Source organism: Paenibacillus sp. J45TS6, from assembly GCF_018403285.1.
Lineage (GTDB): Bacteria > Bacillota > Bacilli > Paenibacillales > Paenibacillaceae > Paenibacillus.
In genome coordinates this window covers 1-17,005 of sequence record NZ_BOSJ01000032.1, presented here as the reverse complement: position 1 = coordinate 17,005, position 17,005 = coordinate 1, and the positions used below count along the sequence as shown (strand labels likewise).

The following is a 17,005-nucleotide window of genomic DNA, read 5'->3' as shown; positions in this document are numbered from 1 at the left end:
AGCCTGAACATCTCAATTCTATCGGAATGGTCTTAGTGGTCAAACCTTTGATTCCTCCACCCGCATAGCGGGTGGTTTTTTGTTTCGCGCGTTTCACGCACTCAACTGGCTAAAGCCATAAATAAAAGACCAAGCAACCGCTTGGTCTTTTTACTGAACATCAAAAGCAATAATTAGTATCTCTTAATAGCTTGATACAATACAATATGACGATAAGCATCCTACTTGGAACCCCAAATTGAAGTGTTATTAGAGCCGATTAATGAGAAGGTCATAACTGCATTATGGCTAGACTGTTCATTTCTTTGTTTAAAGAAAACACCTTTATAGGTTACCCCATTGATCACCATTGTGCAGTAGTACGTTCCTGAGGTATACGACCATGTACCCGACACATCACCCGTTATGCTCCCATTCGAATTCAATGTCACGCTTTGGGTTGGCAGCATACCAACACCGGACGTAGAGGCATCAAGCCCCATATTCACATACTCATATGTCCCCGTCATATCGCTCATACTGTATCCGGTTGAAGAAATACTACTTCCTAAATATTCATATACAGCTGTTACAGGCCATTTGTCGGCGTTCATGAATTGTTGATGCACACGAACCTCATGCCCCTCGGTACCGTTATTAAATCTTGTATGGTACACCAAATATCTCATTCCGTCGGTATCAGCAAATGCAGAGTTATGGCCTCCCGATTTATATCCAACTGGTAATCCGGAGAAATTATAATTTCCAAACAACTTAATTCCATAGTTGGATTGATTAATGGAAGATGATGAATACACAGCTGGATTGCCAGCAGCATCAGTATACGTTCCATTAATGGATGTAGAGCGATATAAACGGATATGGTATCCGCCCGAATTGGCTAATCCGCCATAGGTTACATATAAATAGTAGTAGCCTGTTCTTGCATCATAAACAATATAAGGAGCTTCACCAGATTTACCATATCCACCGGCAATTCTCTTCCCAAAATAGCGATCAGTATCGCCGCTATCAGAACCAGGATAGTAAGGTTGGCCCGTCGCAAGGTTAATTTGAAGAATATAAATACCTCCGGACCAAGACCCATAGGTCATCCACATATTTCCTGAACTATCATAAACAAGAGTGGGATCAATCGCATTTGGAAAATTGGTATTGTTGAATCCGCCGTTGCTCGTAAACCAACCGCTTCTCGTTCCTGACAATGTACCGTTATCTATGAGCTCCGGTATATTCGTGTTCTGAACCCATGTATTCACGGTTTTTGTCCCTAACGACGAGCTCGTTGTAATCGGATTGCTTGCGTTTGTAAATCCAGAGTAAACAATCGTATCCACATATTCAAATGGACCGGTTATTGACTTAGACACGCCATATCCAATTGCAGAACGCATATAAGTGGATGACGTACAGTAGTACAACATATAGGCACCTTTCGAACCATCCGCCCATTCATAAGATGCATTGTAAATCGGTGCAGGAGCCCAAACCGAATGACCGCCCGAACTGTCTTGGTCGTTATATCCAGCCCATGCAAATGAAGAAGCCAGCGCAGAATTCAATGCCGCCCCTGTGCTTCTTGAAGAATTCCCTGTACCTCCCGCCTTTACTAGTTCCCATTTTTGCATGTCGCCGCCCCAGTAATTCCATTGTTGGACATTTGCTCCACTGGAGGTGCTGCCATCGGTTATATCAATCGCAGATTTATATCCAGATGCTTTAGAGAGAAAGGAAACTGTACCGTCATTGTTTTGCTCGATTTTAAATAATTGCATCGTGCCGCCCCAATACTTCCACTGCTCAATATTGGCGCCATCCGCAGCAGAATTGCTGTTTACATCAATGCTGCTTGTATAGGACGAATTTCCAGTTAGAATATAGTAATCTCCGCTGCCTTGGTACACAATTTTAAATTTTTGCGCATCGGATCCGTTATATGACCATTGTTGAATATTAGCGCCATCCGCAGACGAGCCATTCGCAACATCCAAATATAACCCGCTGTTTTTATTCTTTATATAATAGTAGCCTTCATATGTGGATGCTCCGTACAAGCTTGCGTTTGAGTAGCCCTGTGTCCCCAGATAAAACCAGTTTCTTAAATCGGTGCTGGAAGCTTGCCCTAAATGGGAACCGAAAACATAATATTGGTTTGTTGAAGAATCATAAAAGATGGAAGGATCATGAACGGAAGCCCTCGTCGTTGATGAGGTTGTCGATGAACTCGCGGCTCCGTAAGCGGCTCCGCTGCATACAAAAACGGCTAATAAAGCAAAAATAATAGCTAGTGAAATCCATTTTTTACTCCATTCTTGTTGGATCAGCTTCATGATTTGACTAGTCTCCTTTCATACCCTCGAAAATAAGTTAGGTTAAAGCGGTGATAGACTATCTAGCTCCTATTGCCTCTCTATAAATAAAGCGCTTACAATTTTCTATATTAGTTAAATCCTAGCTGCCATTCAGTCATCGATAAACTTTCTAATCCTCCCGTCTCATAAAGTGTGATTTGCCATTGTTATATGTTAATTAATTAACATGTATATTATAGTTTGCAATTCATTATTTTTCCACTACATATTCTTGAAATATAGATCATGGAGCAAAAACCCCATCCCCATACGGATGCGGCTTTTACTTAATAGGAAAATACAATCAAAACCCTGTTCGAAGATCATATTAGACGCCACTTAGAGCTAAATTATAATTTCTTTGCAAATTCATTCAACTGTTCTGACATCCGATCCACTTCTTCGATAAAATCGGAGACCTGGCGGGACGATGTTGCCTGTCGTTCAACAATTGCAGTCATTTGTTCAATGGATACGCGCATTTCGCTAATTGCCTCTTCAAATGTTTTCAGTGTAGTTTGAATCACATTCGTAGAGTTAAGCGACTCCTTGGATAATTTCCGTATCTCACTCGCTACAACACCGAAACCTCTTCCTAGATCTCCTGCATGAGCCGCTTCTATCGCCGCATTAATTCCTAATAAATTCGTTTGATCCGCGACTCTTTTGACAATTGTTACAACTTTATCTGTTTCTTTCACCTGCTCTACCGTCTGATGGGCGAACGTAAGCAGCTGCTGAGCAGAATCGGCTAATTTTGATGAATCTTCTGCCACTTCTGAGATCTGTTTATTGGCTTGGGTTAGTGAGAGCGAAATTTGATCCGCTATGGCTATTAGCTCACTTTGTTTGCGTAACTGAATGGCTATACCGCCAATCACATGACCACTTGAATTGTGGAGCGGTGTAGCCGTCCCTATAAATTCAAAACCATAAAATGAGGGAGGTACCTCTGCCTTTAATGCTATATTATCCCGAATTGCCTGCGTTAACGGTTCTTCGTGGTGCAAAGGTTGGCCGACATGGATCTCCAAATTAATATCTTCTCCAGGCCAATAGGCAATAAATTTCTCTGTGTCACAAATAGCAATGGATAATTCAGCAGGCACTGCTGCCTTTAAGATGGGAATCATGGCAATTAGATTATCCAAGGATTCAATGGTATTCATTTTAGAATTCTCCTTACTACGTAACTATGTATTAAAACTTTAGTTCATTTTAGTTCAAAAGATCTACTAATTATTCCATTTTACCATCATTAGTTAATTCTGTGAATGAGTGAAGAGGTATTACTCGCTATATAAATTTAAGAAACCCAGTCTTTGTAAATGGCTGGGTTTCTGGGTCAATCTGTGCCTCTTCTAAATCACAGGCTTTCTTTATTTAATAAGTTATACAGCTTTAAACTACATTAATTTCTTTGATACTTTTACTATGATCATTCGCCTTCCATTCACGTAAACCTTGTACGGATAGCAAAGTATTGATACCATAAAGAATTGCCATTGGATACAAACCGCTTAAGAGCACGGTACAAACAGCTAACGCATCGGAAAGAATAAAAAGGTGCCAATTCTCCAGATACTTTCGACTAAGCCAATATTCAGCTACTAGTCCTATAACTGCCGTTAGACTGTTTAGAAAAGGCAAGGATCCGCCAAATACATTTTTCTCAAGCAATCCCCAAAGGAACCAGGCTACAAGCATCCCAAGTATCCAAAATTGCAACTGTTTACGTGTAAAACGGTTAGTTCGTGGAACTTCATCACCTTGCTTGTGTTTATTCCAGAAAAACCAGCCATAGATTAGAAACATCGTTTGAACAAAAGCAACGACAGCCATAGCGTACAATTCGGAAGAAACATAAATATATACGTAACTGCCAAAAGCAATAATACCAAAAATAAAATTAAGCATCTTCTCTTTCATTAATAGCCATACATGCACCATGCCGAGCACGGATACAATCGTATCCAGAATGGGAGCCTTCATAACCCAACCTACGATAACAGCTAATATGCTAGCACCAATAATAAACAGAGGATGTTTCAAATATTTGCCCAATCTCTAGCTTCCTCCTGATCGAGTTACTTTGAATATTTTTGTTAAAACAATATATGTTTTACAGCTTCTATCTTACAAAATTAAGCCGACCACTGCCGCGGATAAGAAGCTAACAAGAGTCGCTCCATAGAGCAGACGAAGACTAAAACCGGCAACGACTTTACTTTGATCCGGACAAAGCCCTTTCAAGGCTCCGATGATCATACCGATTGAACCAAAGTTAGCAAACGATACCAGGAACACTGAAATAATACCTGTAGATCTTTCTGATAATCCTTCCATTTCTATAAAGCTTGTCATTGCCACGAACTCGTTAGACAGCAGCTTAGTCGCAATTAATCCACCGAAGCGAACTGCTTCGTCCCAAGGCACACCCATTAAGAAAGCAAAAGGAGCAAAGATATAGCCTAGAATGGTTTGGAAATCTACACCAAAAATACCACTAAAAATACCATTTAAGAAAGCGACCAAAGCTACAAATCCTAGCAGCATAGCGACAATCGCTAATACCAAATTGAAGCCGTCCATCATGTAATCAGACAGTACCTCAAAGAATCCGCGTTCGTCTTTTTCAGCTGGCTGATTAACGATCGCAAGTGCTTCATTTCTCTCATCTGGGTTATATGGGTTAACAATGGATAGAATGACGAACACACTAAACAAGTTTAGAATAATTGCTAGAATAACAAACTTAGGATCAATCATATTCATATAAGCACCAACAATACTTAGATCCACTGTTGATATCGAACAAGCAGCAATTGTATACATTTGTTGCTTGTTAAGTTTTGGTAAGAGGTCTTTGATGGAGACGAATACGGCTGTCATACCGATAATAACGGCACTTACCGCACTATATGATTCAAGCTTGCCAAGTCTGCTGATTTTGTTGAGTCCTGTTCCCATGATTTTAATAAACCAAGGAAGGATCTTAAAGTATTGCAAAATACCAAGTAACGCACAGATAAATACAATAGGAAATAATGCAGTCAATAAGAAAGTGGCATAACCACCTTCAATCATACCTCCAAATACAAATTCGATCCCTACATTAGCGTAACCTAATAACTTTTCAAAAAGTTTGGAAGCGCCACCAATAATCTTAATACCGATCGTTGTATGCAGGAATACATAAGCCAATAGGATCTGAATACCTAGAATAATAACAATTGTTTTGAGCTTCTTCTTAACCATTTTTCTATCGAAGCTTACTAAATATGCTAGTAGGAAAATTGCAATTAAGCATAGGATAAAAATTAGGTACTTCATGACAATCCCCTTTTCTGCTAGAAGGTTAAAGTGTCTGGATGTCCAAATCTGATGCAATACTTAATTTTAATAGTTAAAAATTTTCACTTCATTCGGTGTAATGTTTCAAGGAACCATGCCTGGAAAGCTTCCGAATCAATACCAACAGCCACATTCATATTCGTCGTCTCTTCTTCAAACATCTCCATTGTCATACCGCTTGCTGGTCCTTCGGTGATGACCTTCACATGTCTGCGTTCAATCGTAAATAATTCAGGTTTGGTCAGATACGCAATAGCACAGGAATCATGCATAACAACGCCATGATCCATATCTCCATCTCTATAATGATGGAAGATCGCGTTAAACATTTCAGCAGATTTGTTTTGACATTGTGTTAATTCTTTTTCACCAATGAGTGCTTTTAACGTTACGTCTAAGCCAATCATCACCACATTAACATCGGATTCAAGCACAATCTTCGCTGCATGAGGATCAGCCCACATATTAAACTCGGCTGGACCATTCATATTCCCTCCGGATAAAGATCCCCCCATGAGTACAATTCGCTCAATTTTGTTTTTTACATGCGGATACATTAACAGCAATACTGCAATATTGGTTAATGGGCCAATAGGAACAATCGTTATCTTCTCTTCTGATTCCTCCAGCAAAGAACGAATCGCTTCAACAGCATGCGGCTTTATAATCTGATTCGTAGGTTCAGGAAAATCATAACCATCCATGCCTGTTTCTCCATGTACTCTACTTCCTTCATAAGGTTTCAGTAACGGAGACTCCATACCTCTCGCAACGGGAATATCTCGCTCAAAGAAAGATACAAGTTTCAATGCATTGGTAGTGATATTGTCAATATCCACGTTCCCGGCTACCGTGGTTATTAATTTCACATCTAATTCATCTCTGTGGAGAGCCAAACCAATAGCTGCTGCATCATCAATACCAGGATCTGTGTCAATAATTACTGGAATTTTTCTCATGTTAATGTTCCTCCTTAGGATATAGATAAGTTGATTTCCTAATATCTGTAATCGGTTACACATTGAATATTACAAAAGACGGATTTCTAATGTAAGCATCTCTATTATATTCTTCCCTATAAACGATCCAATATAACCTAATCAAGACAACCCTCTAATTCTTGACGTGTCGGCATTCCTCCTTGGGCACCGAATTTCATTACAGATAGAGAGGCAGCACGATTCGCAAACTTCAATGCGTCCATTATCTCTTTACCCTCAGCTAGTGCTACAGCAAAGGCAGCGTTAAAAGTATCTCCAGCTCCTGTCGTATCAACCACTTCTACCGGGTAAGCAGGTACTAATATCTCTTCATTCCCATTAAAATAACGAACACCATTTTTCCCTTCCGTGATAAACAATTTGTTCGGATATTGCTTCAATACTTCAGATAGATTTTGCTCTTTAAATAGTTCAGCTGCTTCATGTTCATTAGGAGTTAAAAACGATACTCTTCTTAATATCCCTTCCGTCAGCGGCGCAGCCGGTGCTGGATTTAATAGTAATGGCACTCCATATCGCTCACAAACTTGGCTGACATAATCTACAGTCTCCAACGGAATTTCATGTTGAATAAGGACAATATCCGATGTTTGAATCACCTTCAGCGCTTTTTCAACAATGGCCGGTGTTACATGATTATTTGCTCCTTTTACCACCACAATACTGTTATCCCCATCAGCAATCGTAATATGAGCTGTTCCGCTTTGAATACCTGTAACCGGTTCCACATTGTGAGTAAAAACACCATTCTTCTTAAAATTATCTAAGATAACTTGACCATAATAATCATCACCAACGCAGCCAATCATAGTAACACTAGCGCCCAACCGGGCTGCAGCCACCGCTTGGTTCGCCCCTTTTCCTCCGGCAACGACCTTAAAGGAATCCCCCATCACTGTCTCTCCTACACCTGGGCGCATCCTTGTCGTTACCACGAAGTCCATAGAAGAACTTCCAATAACCGTTACTTTTACCACGTCTATCTCACCTTCCTTGTTGTATTACGATTTACATATGATACATCTAATTTAATATGCGATTTTTCAACCGCTTGTTTCTTAATTAATTTTATAAGCAGCTTAGCCGCTTCTCTCCCCATATCATAAATCGGTTGTCTAATTGTTGATAATGATGGAAAAAGTAGACTACTCTGTTGAATGTCATCAAATCCAATGATTTGGACGTCGTTAGGAATAACTTTTCCAATACTCAAAGCTTTATGCAAGATAGCTGTCGCTGTTATATCATTACTCGCAATAATTCCATCCGTATCAGGAAATTTTTCGAATATTTCTTGCGCTTTACTCAATCCTTCCTGGAAAGAAAGTGAGTTCATTGAAATCACCTGAAAATCAACATCCGATTGGGCTAAAACCTCAATACTTCCTTGAAAGCGTTCTTGCGCAGGCAAGACGTATGCAGGTCCTTTGAGAACAGTTAATTTGCGGCTGCCTCGTTTAATCATTTCAATAGCAGCCATTCTGCCACCTTCAAAGCCATCGGAGTAAACGGAGTATTCACTTTGAGAACCTCGGTCCAAGAACACAGTTGGAATGGGTAAGTTTTCATAGTTGATTTTATCAGCTAAATTCGTTGCCGATATAAGACCAACCACATTATTTTGTACAAAGGTCTGAATGTAATTCAGCTCTCGCTCTAAGCTTTCATCACTATTACCAAAAAGCAAATAGAATCCTTCTTTTTGGAGCTCATCTTCTACACCACGGGCCATTTCTGGAAAAAATGGGTTTGTTATATCCGGCAAAAGTAAACCAACTAAACGGGACTCTTTCTTATACAAAGAACGCGCTACTTCATTAGGAACATATCCAAGCTGATTGATCGCATCCTCCACTTTTTTCCTTGTATTTAATTGTACATACCCATTGTCATTCAAGACTCGAGAAACTGTCGCAACAGAAACTCCAGCTCTTTCTGCAACCTGTTTAATAGTAGCCACTAAAAGCATCCTTCCTAATCATCTGTAACCGATTACACGATTAGTTTAATTTATTTTATTAGGATAGTCAACAACCTATTTAATAAAAGTTCCTTTGAAAATATCTACTCATATTGCTATGAAAAACAATAAAAAAGACCACCGCAACCGTGGTCTCTCTGACTTTAGTATCCTTCTCGAATTCGTTGTTTACGCATCCATTGAGTCGCTACCCATTTCTCACCGCGGATGACAGGCTCTCCACTATGCAAAGTTAATTCGTTCAACTCCTGATTGTTATAGAAATATTCGAAGTAAATCGCAGAACCTTTCACTGGTTTCATGGTAATACCTAACCTCGGAAGGGTTGTTTCCCCTCCTTCTTCTACATCATTTAAATATATAATTAATGTACTGATTCGATTGTTATGGCTAGAAGGACTACTGGCCCCAAAAAAATCATAATGTTCTTTAAACTCTTGCCCAGGTTCATAATGTAATACTTGTAGTCCTTCCGCATGTGAGATGGGTACATGCATTAAAGTTGATATACGATTTTCTATTTCGGTTATTAAAGGGCTTTCATTTTCTTCAAAAAACATCCCACTACTAGTTCGAATTTGACTCTCTTCTTTATTCGCGAGTTTTGATTTTGTAAGACGTAAGGCAGCAGAATCAATAAACATCTGACATTCCTCATCATTTAATACCTGATCAAATTTCATTACTAAAGGTTCTTCATGTAGAACGGTGGCAGTAATCATGTGATTATCAATAGAATAGACGGATTGAATGGGTAAGATCGAAACTTCCTTTGTCATAATATGAATCAACCTCCTCTATAATCACTTACGATGACCAAAATGAGAACCTAAAACTAAAAAATAAACATTTTACATTTATTTCAAATATATTATAGAAACAGCTCGAGTATAGGAATATACTTCAATACATATTATTTAGACTATTTGAACAAATAAAAAACGTGTAAATGAATATAAGACGAATTAAATTAAGTTTGGGGTGGTAGATTCTAAATGGAAAAAGAAAAGAGATAACTCACGTAGTTTGAGAGTTATCTCTTTAGAATAGGCACATTTAGTTGATAATATTCGTACTCTACACTATTCGTTAGATTTTAATGCATCAATCATATTCACTTTCTTTAACTTCGCATGCATGATCATCATAACGATGGTTGAAAAGAATATTGTTATAGCTGCAGATAAGATATGACTAAGAATGGAAACATCCGGATACATCATCATCGTATCCGTTTCTGCTGTATAAATGATAAACGCGTGTAATAGATTCCCCAAAAATGAACCCGTAACGATTCCGAGTAAGGTGAGTATGACATTTTCTCTTACGATATACATCGTTACCTCATTGTCATAGAACCCTAGCACTTTTATAGTAGATAGTTCCCTTATACGCTCTGATACATTGATGTTATTCAAATTGTATAGGACCACAAAGGCCAAGCATCCAGCAGAAATAATGATAACGATCATAACCAGATTCATATTCGCAACGGAGTCTTCGCTAGCTTCTTGCATGTTAGATGTTAACGTCACATTTATCACATTTTCATGATTCATAAGCTTGGAAGATATCTCATCTTCATCAGCTAGATCTCGATCGAAATTGAGTAGCTGCGTTTGATATACAGGTTTCTTTTCAAGTACCTTTTCATAGTACGTAGGTGACATATAGATATAATGTTTAACGTAGTTTTCAGCAATCGCATCTATCCTTATGTCATACGTATGATTATCATCATCTGTCATCGATACCGTATCTCCAACAGAAACATCTAGGAGCTTGGCTAATTTTTCGGTTATCACAACACCATCATCTGATAATTTATACTTATCTCCAGATTCACGATTACCCAAAATGATAAAGTCATCTAAATGATCTGTAGATTGCGGCACATACAAGGTAGCTTCTTGATTATTCATATCTTCCTTACTAAATACAACAGACTCTTGGTGCAGATCTAATTTATCTTCATATCCAGATAACCTATTCAGCGTATTATCATACTCTTTCATTTCTTCTGTAGAATCGTCATCTAGGATGACCATCGCTTCATAATTCCACAACTGTCCAAACTGCCTGTCCACCATGCCTACATTTGAATCCTTAAGTCCAAATCCGGTAACCAGTAATGCCATACAGCCTGAAATACCGAATATCGTCATCAGCATACGTTGTTTATATCTAAAAATATTTCGAAATGTCACCTTATAATTAAAATTGAATCTTCTCCATATCGGCGTAACTCTCTCTAAGAGTATCTTTTTACCAACCTTCGGAGCTTTTACCTTCATTAGATTAGCTGGCTTATTTCTTAATTCAACTCTTAAGACAAACAAACTAGCCCCTACCGTACATAATATAGAGATGAATAGCGATTGAACGATATAGGACGGATAATAAACAATGCTTACTTTAGGCAGGCTGTATAAACTTTCATGTGCATTACTGATAATGCCTGGGAGTATACTCGCTCCAATGAGTATTCCTAATACAGCTCCTAAAATACTTGCTAAGGACGCATAGATAATATATTTCTTCGCTATTTCAAAATTGCCATATCCTAAAGCTTTTAATGTACCGATCTCGGTTCTATTTTCTTCGACCATTCTAGTCATCGTTGTTAAACAGATCATTACTGCTAGTAGGAAGAAAAATACCGGCAACACGGAAGCAATACTATCTAAACTATGAATGGAATCTTTATATCCTAAATACCCCGGGTTATCCGTTCGATCGGACACATAATACGCTAACTGATCTACATCCATCATACCTTCTGCCCGTTTGTCTACAGATGATTGACTCAATTGATTCATATTAGCCGTACTTTGAGACCATTGTTTTTGTAATGCTGCCTTTAATTCTTCTGCTCTTTCTTCCTTTCTGGCAGCGAATAGGTTTTCAAGATATTCACTATTCTCATCCATTACATCTTGATACTCATCACTATATCCATCAAGGCCTTGTACATTTTTAAATCTTATATATAGCTCGGTGTATGCATCCATGGATAGATCAGAACGATTCAATACGGCAAAGTAATCAATACTTCCTTTACCCACAGATGTTATGCCTCTAGATCCTTTTTCAATATACATTGGGCTTCTTACCATACCTACTACGGTGAACGTTGTCTGCTTAAAATTCTTCATTGTCTCATCGTCAGTCTCAATTGTATATTCTTGTCCGATCTGTATGTCCTTATTAAGCTTTAAGGCTTCTTCATCGATCGCGATTTCTCCACTGTTCTCAGGTAATCGACCTTCTACAATGATGAAATCATTGATATTACTTTCCTTATCGTATTCCATGAATCTAACTACATTACTGGCGTTTGTAAGATTCACATCTATGCTATGCGTAGCGTAAAAATCCAAGATGCGATCATCATTTCTAAGCACATCAACATCGTCATCATCTAATCCGAAATTCGATACAACTTTACTATCCATCAAATGATATTCATTAAAAAGATGATTGATCGCCTTGCTCATATCGGGTCCTGACGACTTTATACCTGAATAAAAAGCAACCCCTAAAAGAATAATGATCAATATCGAAATAAATCTGGCTTTAGAAGATAAAATTTCTCTAATCGTTAATTTCGTATATGGCTTAAGTTTCATCATGTACCCCTACCACTCAATATTTTCAATGGGAATCGGATTCTTATTCACTTCTACACTTCGAACCTTCGCATCATTGATTTTAATCACTCGATCTGCCATCTGTGCAATTGCCGAGTTATGCGTGATCACGATAACGGTTGTCCCCATTTTCCTACATGTATCTTGAAGGGTTTGTAATACTTGCTTTCCAGTATTGTAATCGAGAGCACCCGTTGGCTCATCACAAAGCAATAACTTAGGATTTTTGGCTACTGCTCTTGCAATAGAAACTCTTTGCTGCTCACCGCCAGATAACTGTGATGGAAAATTGTCTTTTCTATGATCAAGACCTACCAATTCAAGCGTTTGATCAACATCTAACGCATTCTTGGTGATTTGTGTAGCAAGTTCTACGTTTTCCTTGGCTGTTAAGTTTTGTACCAAATTATAAAACTGAAATACAAAACCTACATCGTCTCTTCTATATTTAGTAAGCTGCTTATTATTAAATGTAGATATAGTAAGCCCGTCCACGATGATTTCTCCTGAATCACAACTGTCCATTCCTCCAAGAATATTAAGTACCGTTGACTTTCCCGCTCCGCTTGGACCTAATATAACAACGAATTCTCCCTTTTCAATAGAAAAAGAGATCCCATTATTAGCGACAACGACGGTATCTCCCACCTTATATTTTTTATATACATCCTGAATTTTGATATACGACATTCTCTTCCTCCATTAGCTGCCAGGCTTGTTTTATATGCTACCGAATTAATGAGTATTCAATTCATATCGTCATTAAATAGACAACTTGTTTGTTTAATAGTACGTTAATATTATAAATTAGCAAAAATCCAATAACAACGACCACATATTTTCTTTGTGTTATGAAATGAACATATTGAACAAGTTTGTTCAATTGATAACAGTTGCAGAGTTAGTTCAAGTTCATAATACCTTTTAATGAGTTATGAAATTGATTCCGTTAGATAATTTAAATTTTTATAAGGAGATTCGTTATGGTAGGCATTAAAGGAAATCGAAGAGTTGTGTACACGAAGAAGGCTATTAAAGATAGTATCCTTACCCTGCTTGAAGAGAAAGAAATTCACCAGATTACGGTTACTGATATATGTAAAAGAGCAGATGTGAATAGAGGAACGTTTTATGCACATTACAAAGATCCACATGATTTGCTCCAGACGATGGAAGATGAGCTATTCCATAAAATCGTGAAATATATTGATGAAACGCCAGTGAACGAGTATTCAGATTCACTACTATTGAATGTACTTGAATTGATTTCAGAAAACAGGGCTTTGTGTAAGATTTTATTTTGCAAACAGAGGGACAATAAGCTGCTAGATAAACTTATTTCTATAGCGAATAAAGCTGATCTGGAACAGGTTTCTGAGGAATTTAGCAAGTCCTATTCCAATTATTATGTGAGATATATTGTTGGAGGCTGTATTGCCATTGTTCAAACATGGTTAGAAAATGACTTACCTGAATCCCCTGCTGAAATCGTTACAATCATCAATTCAGTAAGCACTTTAAATAATAACGATTTAACGCAAGCCGAGATCACCCTTAAGTGATTCTCGTTTATCACTGATAAGATGCTCTATAAATGCGAAAAAACCACCTTTGAGGTGGTTTTAAATTGTCGACATCAAACTGTATATAGCCAGTGCGAATGAAATTAGTATTCAATAAAGCCAGATCTTGCTTCAACAATTTCCTGATTTTATCTTGAGTATTCTCGCGAATATTCTTTGCTTTCTTTTAAATGAACGATATCATGGCCCGTAGGATTTTGGAAGGCACGAAGTCCAAAGGTCGGCGCAACTGCAAAGATATGATCGAAGATATCAGCCTGAACTGATTCATACACCGCCCAGTTGGTATCATTACTAAACGCATAGATTTCCAGTGGCAGCCCGTTATCGCCAGGAGCTAGCTGTCTGACAATCAGCGTCATATCCTTATGAATTTTAGGGTGATTCCTCAGATATTGATGAATGTATTCTCGGAATACACCTATATTCGTAAGCTGCCTACCGTTCACCTTGCTCTCCGTATTAATCTGGTGTTCCATATTATAAGTATTAATTTCATCCAATCTCGTCGTGACATAATCAGTGAGATAGTGTATCTTTTGAAGTTCCTCAATCATTTCCTCTGTACAAAAAGAGATACTGCTTGTATCAATATTAATACTTCTCTTAATTCTTCTGCCACCGGATGCTTGCATACCTCTCCAATTTTTGAATGAGTCTGAAATAAGGGCATAGCTAGGAATCATGGTGATTGTCTTATCAAAGTTCATGACCATTACCGTATTGAGTGTAATATCAATTACGTCACCGTTCGCATCATACTTCGGCATTTCTATCCAGTCGCCTACACGTACCATATCATTCGAGGATAATTGAACGCCTGCCACAAGGCCTAAGATGGAGTCCTTAAAAACTAACATCAGAACAGCCGATAAGGCACCAAACCCGCTGAGAATGATCAAGGGATTCTGACCAATGAGGCTCGATATCACTAAAATCGTAGCGATGATGTATAGTAAGATCTTTGCCACCTGAATGTATCCTTTGATCGGTCTGATCTTGGAAACCTCAAATGTACGATAAATCGCTTCAACAGCATTAAGCAGCGCACTAAACACCCTGGTGGTTACGATAATCATATAAATGATTGCCAGCTTCTTAATCAAAATCTCATATGACGGAAAGATGGGTGCAGAAGAATAGATAATGATGGCTGGCACGAGATGTGACAGCTTATGAAACACTTTTTTCTCCAAAATAATATTGTCCCATGTATACCGATTGTTATTAACGATATGAATAATCGTCTTCAGCACGATTTTTTTGGTTAAAAAATTGGCTAGAATGCAGACCAACGCTATAAAAACAGCCATGATCAAGTTTGATAGATAACCAACCGCAGCTTCGCTCATTCCATATCCGTCTAATTGATTTCTGATAAATCCCATTGTTTCCTCCTGACTATGTGTAGATTAGCCTAATATTATAGTGTAGTTTTAAAACCTAAGCAAATACAAATCCTGTCTGATAAGGCTGTAAAAAACAAAGGCGAACGCCCTTTTTTCTTAAAAAACTTTGCCTGGTTCATAAATTCTGTATTCTAACGACTCCCAACTACTAAAATATCAAAAGTAGATCCTCTTCCGTAACTACGGGTAGCAGTTTCGTCCATTCAGATGTAAGACGGTGAACCAGAGAATCAAAAACACTTAAATTCACGTACCTCCATACGGAGCGCGACTTGTAAAACCCTTATACATCTAGTCCCTAAAAGAGGTAATCGAAACTTCTATCTTTATATACAAAAAAAAGCCTAGTTATATAACCAGACTTGAATAAATATATTGGAGCGGGTGATGGGAATCGAACCCACGCTATCAGCTTGGAAGGCTGAAGTTCTACCATTGAACTACACCCGCGTACTAATATCGGGATGACACGATTTGAACATGCGACCCCCTGGTCCCAAACCAGGTGCTCTACCAAGCTGAGCTACATCCCGAAATATAATGGCGCGCCCTGAGAGATTCGAACTCCCGGCCTTTTGATTCGTAGTCAAACGCTCTATCCAGCTGAGCTAAGGGCGCAAAAAATATAAAAGCGGACGACGGGAATCGAACCCGCGACCCTCGCCTTGGCAAGGCGATGCTCTACCGCTGAGCCACGTCCGCAAAAATCAATGCGCGTGAAGGGACTCGAACCCCCACGTCAAGGACGCTAGATCCTAAGTCTAGTGCGTCTGCCAATTCCGCCACACGCGCATGTGATTATATGGTGAGCCATGAAGGGCTCGAACCTTCGACACCCTGATTAAAAGTCAGGTGCTCTACCAACTGAGCTAATGGCTCGTACTAAAATGGCTGGGGATATAGGATTTGAACCTATGCATGACGGAGTCAAAGTCCGTTGCCTTACCGCTTGGCTAATCCCCAACAGTGATAAGGTGTATAAATGGGCGATCGATGGGACTTGAACCCACGAATGCCGGAGCCACAATCCGGTGCGTTAACCCCTTCGCCACGACCGCCATCTTATTTTTCACTGAAATAAATAAGATTATGGCAGGGGCAGCAGGAATTGAACCCACACTAACGGTTTTGGAGACCGCTGTTCTACCTTTAAACTATGCCCCTAAGAAACTGTTAAAGGATGATGATTTCGAACCACCGAACCCGTAAGAGAACAGATTACAGTCTGATGCGTTTAGCCACTTTGCTAATTCTCCATATTGAAACTGGTGCCGGCGAGAGGACTTGAACCCCCAACCTACTGATTACAAGTCAGTTGCTCTACCAGTTGAGCTACACCGGCTAATTGATTACGCCATATCATGCTCTATATCATAGGACTGAGATAAAAGTGGCGGAACTGACGGGATTTGAACCCGCGATCTCCTGCGTGACAGGCAGGCATGTTAGGCCTCTACACCACAGTTCCAAGTATTACAATTGCGGAGTCTGGATTTGAACCTGCGACCTTCGGGTTATGAGCTAGACGAGCTGCTCCACCCCGCAATATTTTATATGGTGGAGATTGAGGGGATCGAACCCCCGACCCTCTGCTTGTAAGGCAGATGCTCTCCCAGCTGAGCTAAATCTCCATATAAAGTGACCCGTAGGGGATTCGAACCCCTGTTACCTCCGTG

The 17,005-nt window shown here is 39.0% G+C and carries 12 protein-coding genes and 12 tRNA genes; 1 reads left to right on the top strand and 23 read right to left on the bottom strand.

Annotation, left to right across the window (positions count from 1 at the left end; all coding sequences use genetic code 11):
- Positions 1–221: 221 nt before the first annotated feature.
- The 10 genes from KJS58_RS24170 to KJS58_RS24125 form a co-directional block, all read right to left on the bottom strand.
- Complete coding sequence (locus tag KJS58_RS24170; RefSeq protein ID WP_213536182.1) at positions 222–2,330, bottom strand: RICIN domain-containing protein; 2,109 nt, start codon at positions 2,328–2,330, stop codon at positions 222–224.
- A gap of 371 nt (positions 2,331–2,701) precedes the next feature.
- Positions 2,702–3,520: a methyl-accepting chemotaxis protein gene (locus tag KJS58_RS24165; protein WP_213536181.1), complete on the bottom strand. Its 819-nt coding sequence runs from the start codon at positions 3,518–3,520 to the stop codon at positions 2,702–2,704.
- Positions 3,521–3,752: 232 nt separating this feature from the next.
- Positions 3,753–4,415, bottom strand: coding sequence for a nicotinamide riboside transporter PnuC (pnuC, locus tag KJS58_RS24160; protein ID WP_213536179.1), 663 nt, complete (start codon positions 4,413–4,415; stop codon positions 3,753–3,755).
- Between the two features lie 72 nt (positions 4,416–4,487).
- Positions 4,488–5,684, bottom strand: coding sequence for a NupC/NupG family nucleoside CNT transporter (locus KJS58_RS24155; protein WP_213536177.1), 1,197 nt, complete (start codon positions 5,682–5,684; stop codon positions 4,488–4,490).
- Between the two features lie 83 nt (positions 5,685–5,767).
- Positions 5,768–6,664: a ribonucleoside hydrolase RihC gene (gene rihC / locus KJS58_RS24150; RefSeq protein WP_213536173.1), complete on the bottom strand. Its 897-nt coding sequence runs from the start codon at positions 6,662–6,664 to the stop codon at positions 5,768–5,770.
- A 137-nt stretch (positions 6,665–6,801) separates the two neighbouring features.
- Positions 6,802–7,683 (bottom strand): ribokinase, encoded by an 882-nt coding sequence (gene rbsK, locus KJS58_RS24145; protein ID WP_213536171.1) that lies wholly within the window; start codon positions 7,681–7,683, stop codon positions 6,802–6,804.
- 2 nt (positions 7,684–7,685) lie between these two features.
- Positions 7,686–8,666: a LacI family DNA-binding transcriptional regulator gene (locus tag KJS58_RS24140; protein ID WP_213536169.1), complete on the bottom strand. Its 981-nt coding sequence runs from the start codon at positions 8,664–8,666 to the stop codon at positions 7,686–7,688.
- A 164-nt stretch (positions 8,667–8,830) separates the two neighbouring features.
- Positions 8,831–9,466: a 2OG-Fe(II) oxygenase gene (locus KJS58_RS24135; protein ID WP_213536167.1), complete on the bottom strand. Its 636-nt coding sequence runs from the start codon at positions 9,464–9,466 to the stop codon at positions 8,831–8,833.
- Between the two features lie 303 nt (positions 9,467–9,769).
- On the bottom strand, positions 9,770–12,316 hold the full coding sequence (locus KJS58_RS24130; RefSeq protein WP_213536165.1) for an ABC transporter permease: 2,547 nt from the start codon (positions 12,314–12,316) through the stop codon (positions 9,770–9,772).
- Between the two features lie 9 nt (positions 12,317–12,325).
- A complete protein-coding gene (locus KJS58_RS24125; RefSeq protein ID WP_213536163.1) occupies positions 12,326–13,027 on the bottom strand; it encodes an ABC transporter ATP-binding protein in 702 nt (233 codons plus the stop codon).
- 293 nt (positions 13,028–13,320) lie between these two features.
- On the opposite strand from KJS58_RS24125, the gene KJS58_RS24120 reads away from it, so the two are divergent.
- The gene (locus KJS58_RS24120; protein WP_213536162.1) at positions 13,321–13,899 is read left to right on the top strand and encodes a TetR/AcrR family transcriptional regulator; all 579 of its coding nucleotides are present in this window, start codon (positions 13,321–13,323) and stop codon (positions 13,897–13,899) included.
- Positions 13,900–14,048: 149 nt separating this feature from the next.
- Here KJS58_RS24120 and KJS58_RS24115 read toward each other — a convergent pair whose 3' ends face one another.
- From KJS58_RS24115 to KJS58_RS24055, 13 genes are all read right to left on the bottom strand, one after another.
- Positions 14,049–15,308 (bottom strand): mechanosensitive ion channel family protein, encoded by a 1,260-nt coding sequence (locus KJS58_RS24115; RefSeq protein ID WP_213536160.1) that lies wholly within the window; start codon positions 15,306–15,308, stop codon positions 14,049–14,051.
- A gap of 397 nt (positions 15,309–15,705) precedes the next feature.
- Positions 15,706–15,779, bottom strand: a tRNA-Gly gene (locus tag KJS58_RS24110).
- A gap of 9 nt (positions 15,780–15,788) precedes the next feature.
- Positions 15,789–15,862 (bottom strand) — tRNA-Pro (locus KJS58_RS24105).
- Positions 15,863–15,870: 8 nt separating this feature from the next.
- Positions 15,871–15,947, bottom strand: a tRNA-Arg gene (locus tag KJS58_RS24100).
- A gap of 12 nt (positions 15,948–15,959) precedes the next feature.
- Positions 15,960–16,031, bottom strand: a tRNA-Gly gene (locus KJS58_RS24095).
- Between the two features lie 9 nt (positions 16,032–16,040).
- Positions 16,041–16,121 (bottom strand) — tRNA-Leu (locus tag KJS58_RS24090).
- Positions 16,122–16,132: 11 nt separating this feature from the next.
- Positions 16,133–16,208 (bottom strand) — tRNA-Lys (locus KJS58_RS24085).
- 9 nt (positions 16,209–16,217) lie between these two features.
- Positions 16,218–16,292, bottom strand: a tRNA-Gln gene (locus KJS58_RS24080).
- A 22-nt stretch (positions 16,293–16,314) separates the two neighbouring features.
- A tRNA-His gene (locus KJS58_RS24075) sits at positions 16,315–16,387 on the bottom strand.
- A gap of 32 nt (positions 16,388–16,419) precedes the next feature.
- A tRNA-Trp gene (locus KJS58_RS24070) sits at positions 16,420–16,493 on the bottom strand.
- A 102-nt stretch (positions 16,494–16,595) separates the two neighbouring features.
- Positions 16,596–16,671: transfer RNA gene (locus KJS58_RS24065), tRNA-Thr, on the bottom strand.
- A gap of 49 nt (positions 16,672–16,720) precedes the next feature.
- A tRNA-Asp gene (locus KJS58_RS24060) sits at positions 16,721–16,797 on the bottom strand.
- 87 nt (positions 16,798–16,884) lie between these two features.
- Positions 16,885–16,960: transfer RNA gene (locus tag KJS58_RS24055), tRNA-Val, on the bottom strand.
- Between the last annotated feature and the right edge of the window lie 45 nt (positions 16,961–17,005).

What these genes read in the sequence shown, in the direction of transcription:
- KJS58_RS24155 (WP_213536177.1), bottom strand. Translation starts at nt 5,684, where the DNA reads ATGAAGTACCTAATTTTTATCCTATGCTTAATTGCAATTTTCCTACTA.
- KJS58_RS24170 (WP_213536182.1), bottom strand. Translation starts at nt 2,330, where the DNA reads ATGAAGCTGATCCAACAAGAATGGAGTAAAAAATGGATTTCACTAGCT.
- KJS58_RS24165 (WP_213536181.1), bottom strand. Translation starts at nt 3,520, where the DNA reads ATGAATACCATTGAATCCTTGGATAATCTAATTGCCATGATTCCCATC.
- KJS58_RS24135 (WP_213536167.1), bottom strand. Translation starts at nt 9,466, where the DNA reads ATGACAAAGGAAGTTTCGATCTTACCCATTCAATCCGTCTATTCTATT.
- rihC (WP_213536173.1), bottom strand. Translation starts at nt 6,664, where the DNA reads ATGAGAAAAATTCCAGTAATTATTGACACAGATCCTGGTATTGATGAT.
- KJS58_RS24130 (WP_213536165.1), bottom strand. Translation starts at nt 12,316, where the DNA reads ATGAAACTTAAGCCATATACGAAATTAACGATTAGAGAAATTTTATCT.
- KJS58_RS24125 (WP_213536163.1), bottom strand. Translation starts at nt 13,027, where the DNA reads ATGTCGTATATCAAAATTCAGGATGTATATAAAAAATATAAGGTGGGA.
- KJS58_RS24120 (WP_213536162.1), top strand. Translation starts at nt 13,321, where the DNA reads ATGGTAGGCATTAAAGGAAATCGAAGAGTTGTGTACACGAAGAAGGCT.
- KJS58_RS24115 (WP_213536160.1), bottom strand. Translation starts at nt 15,308, where the DNA reads ATGGGATTTATCAGAAATCAATTAGACGGATATGGAATGAGCGAAGCT.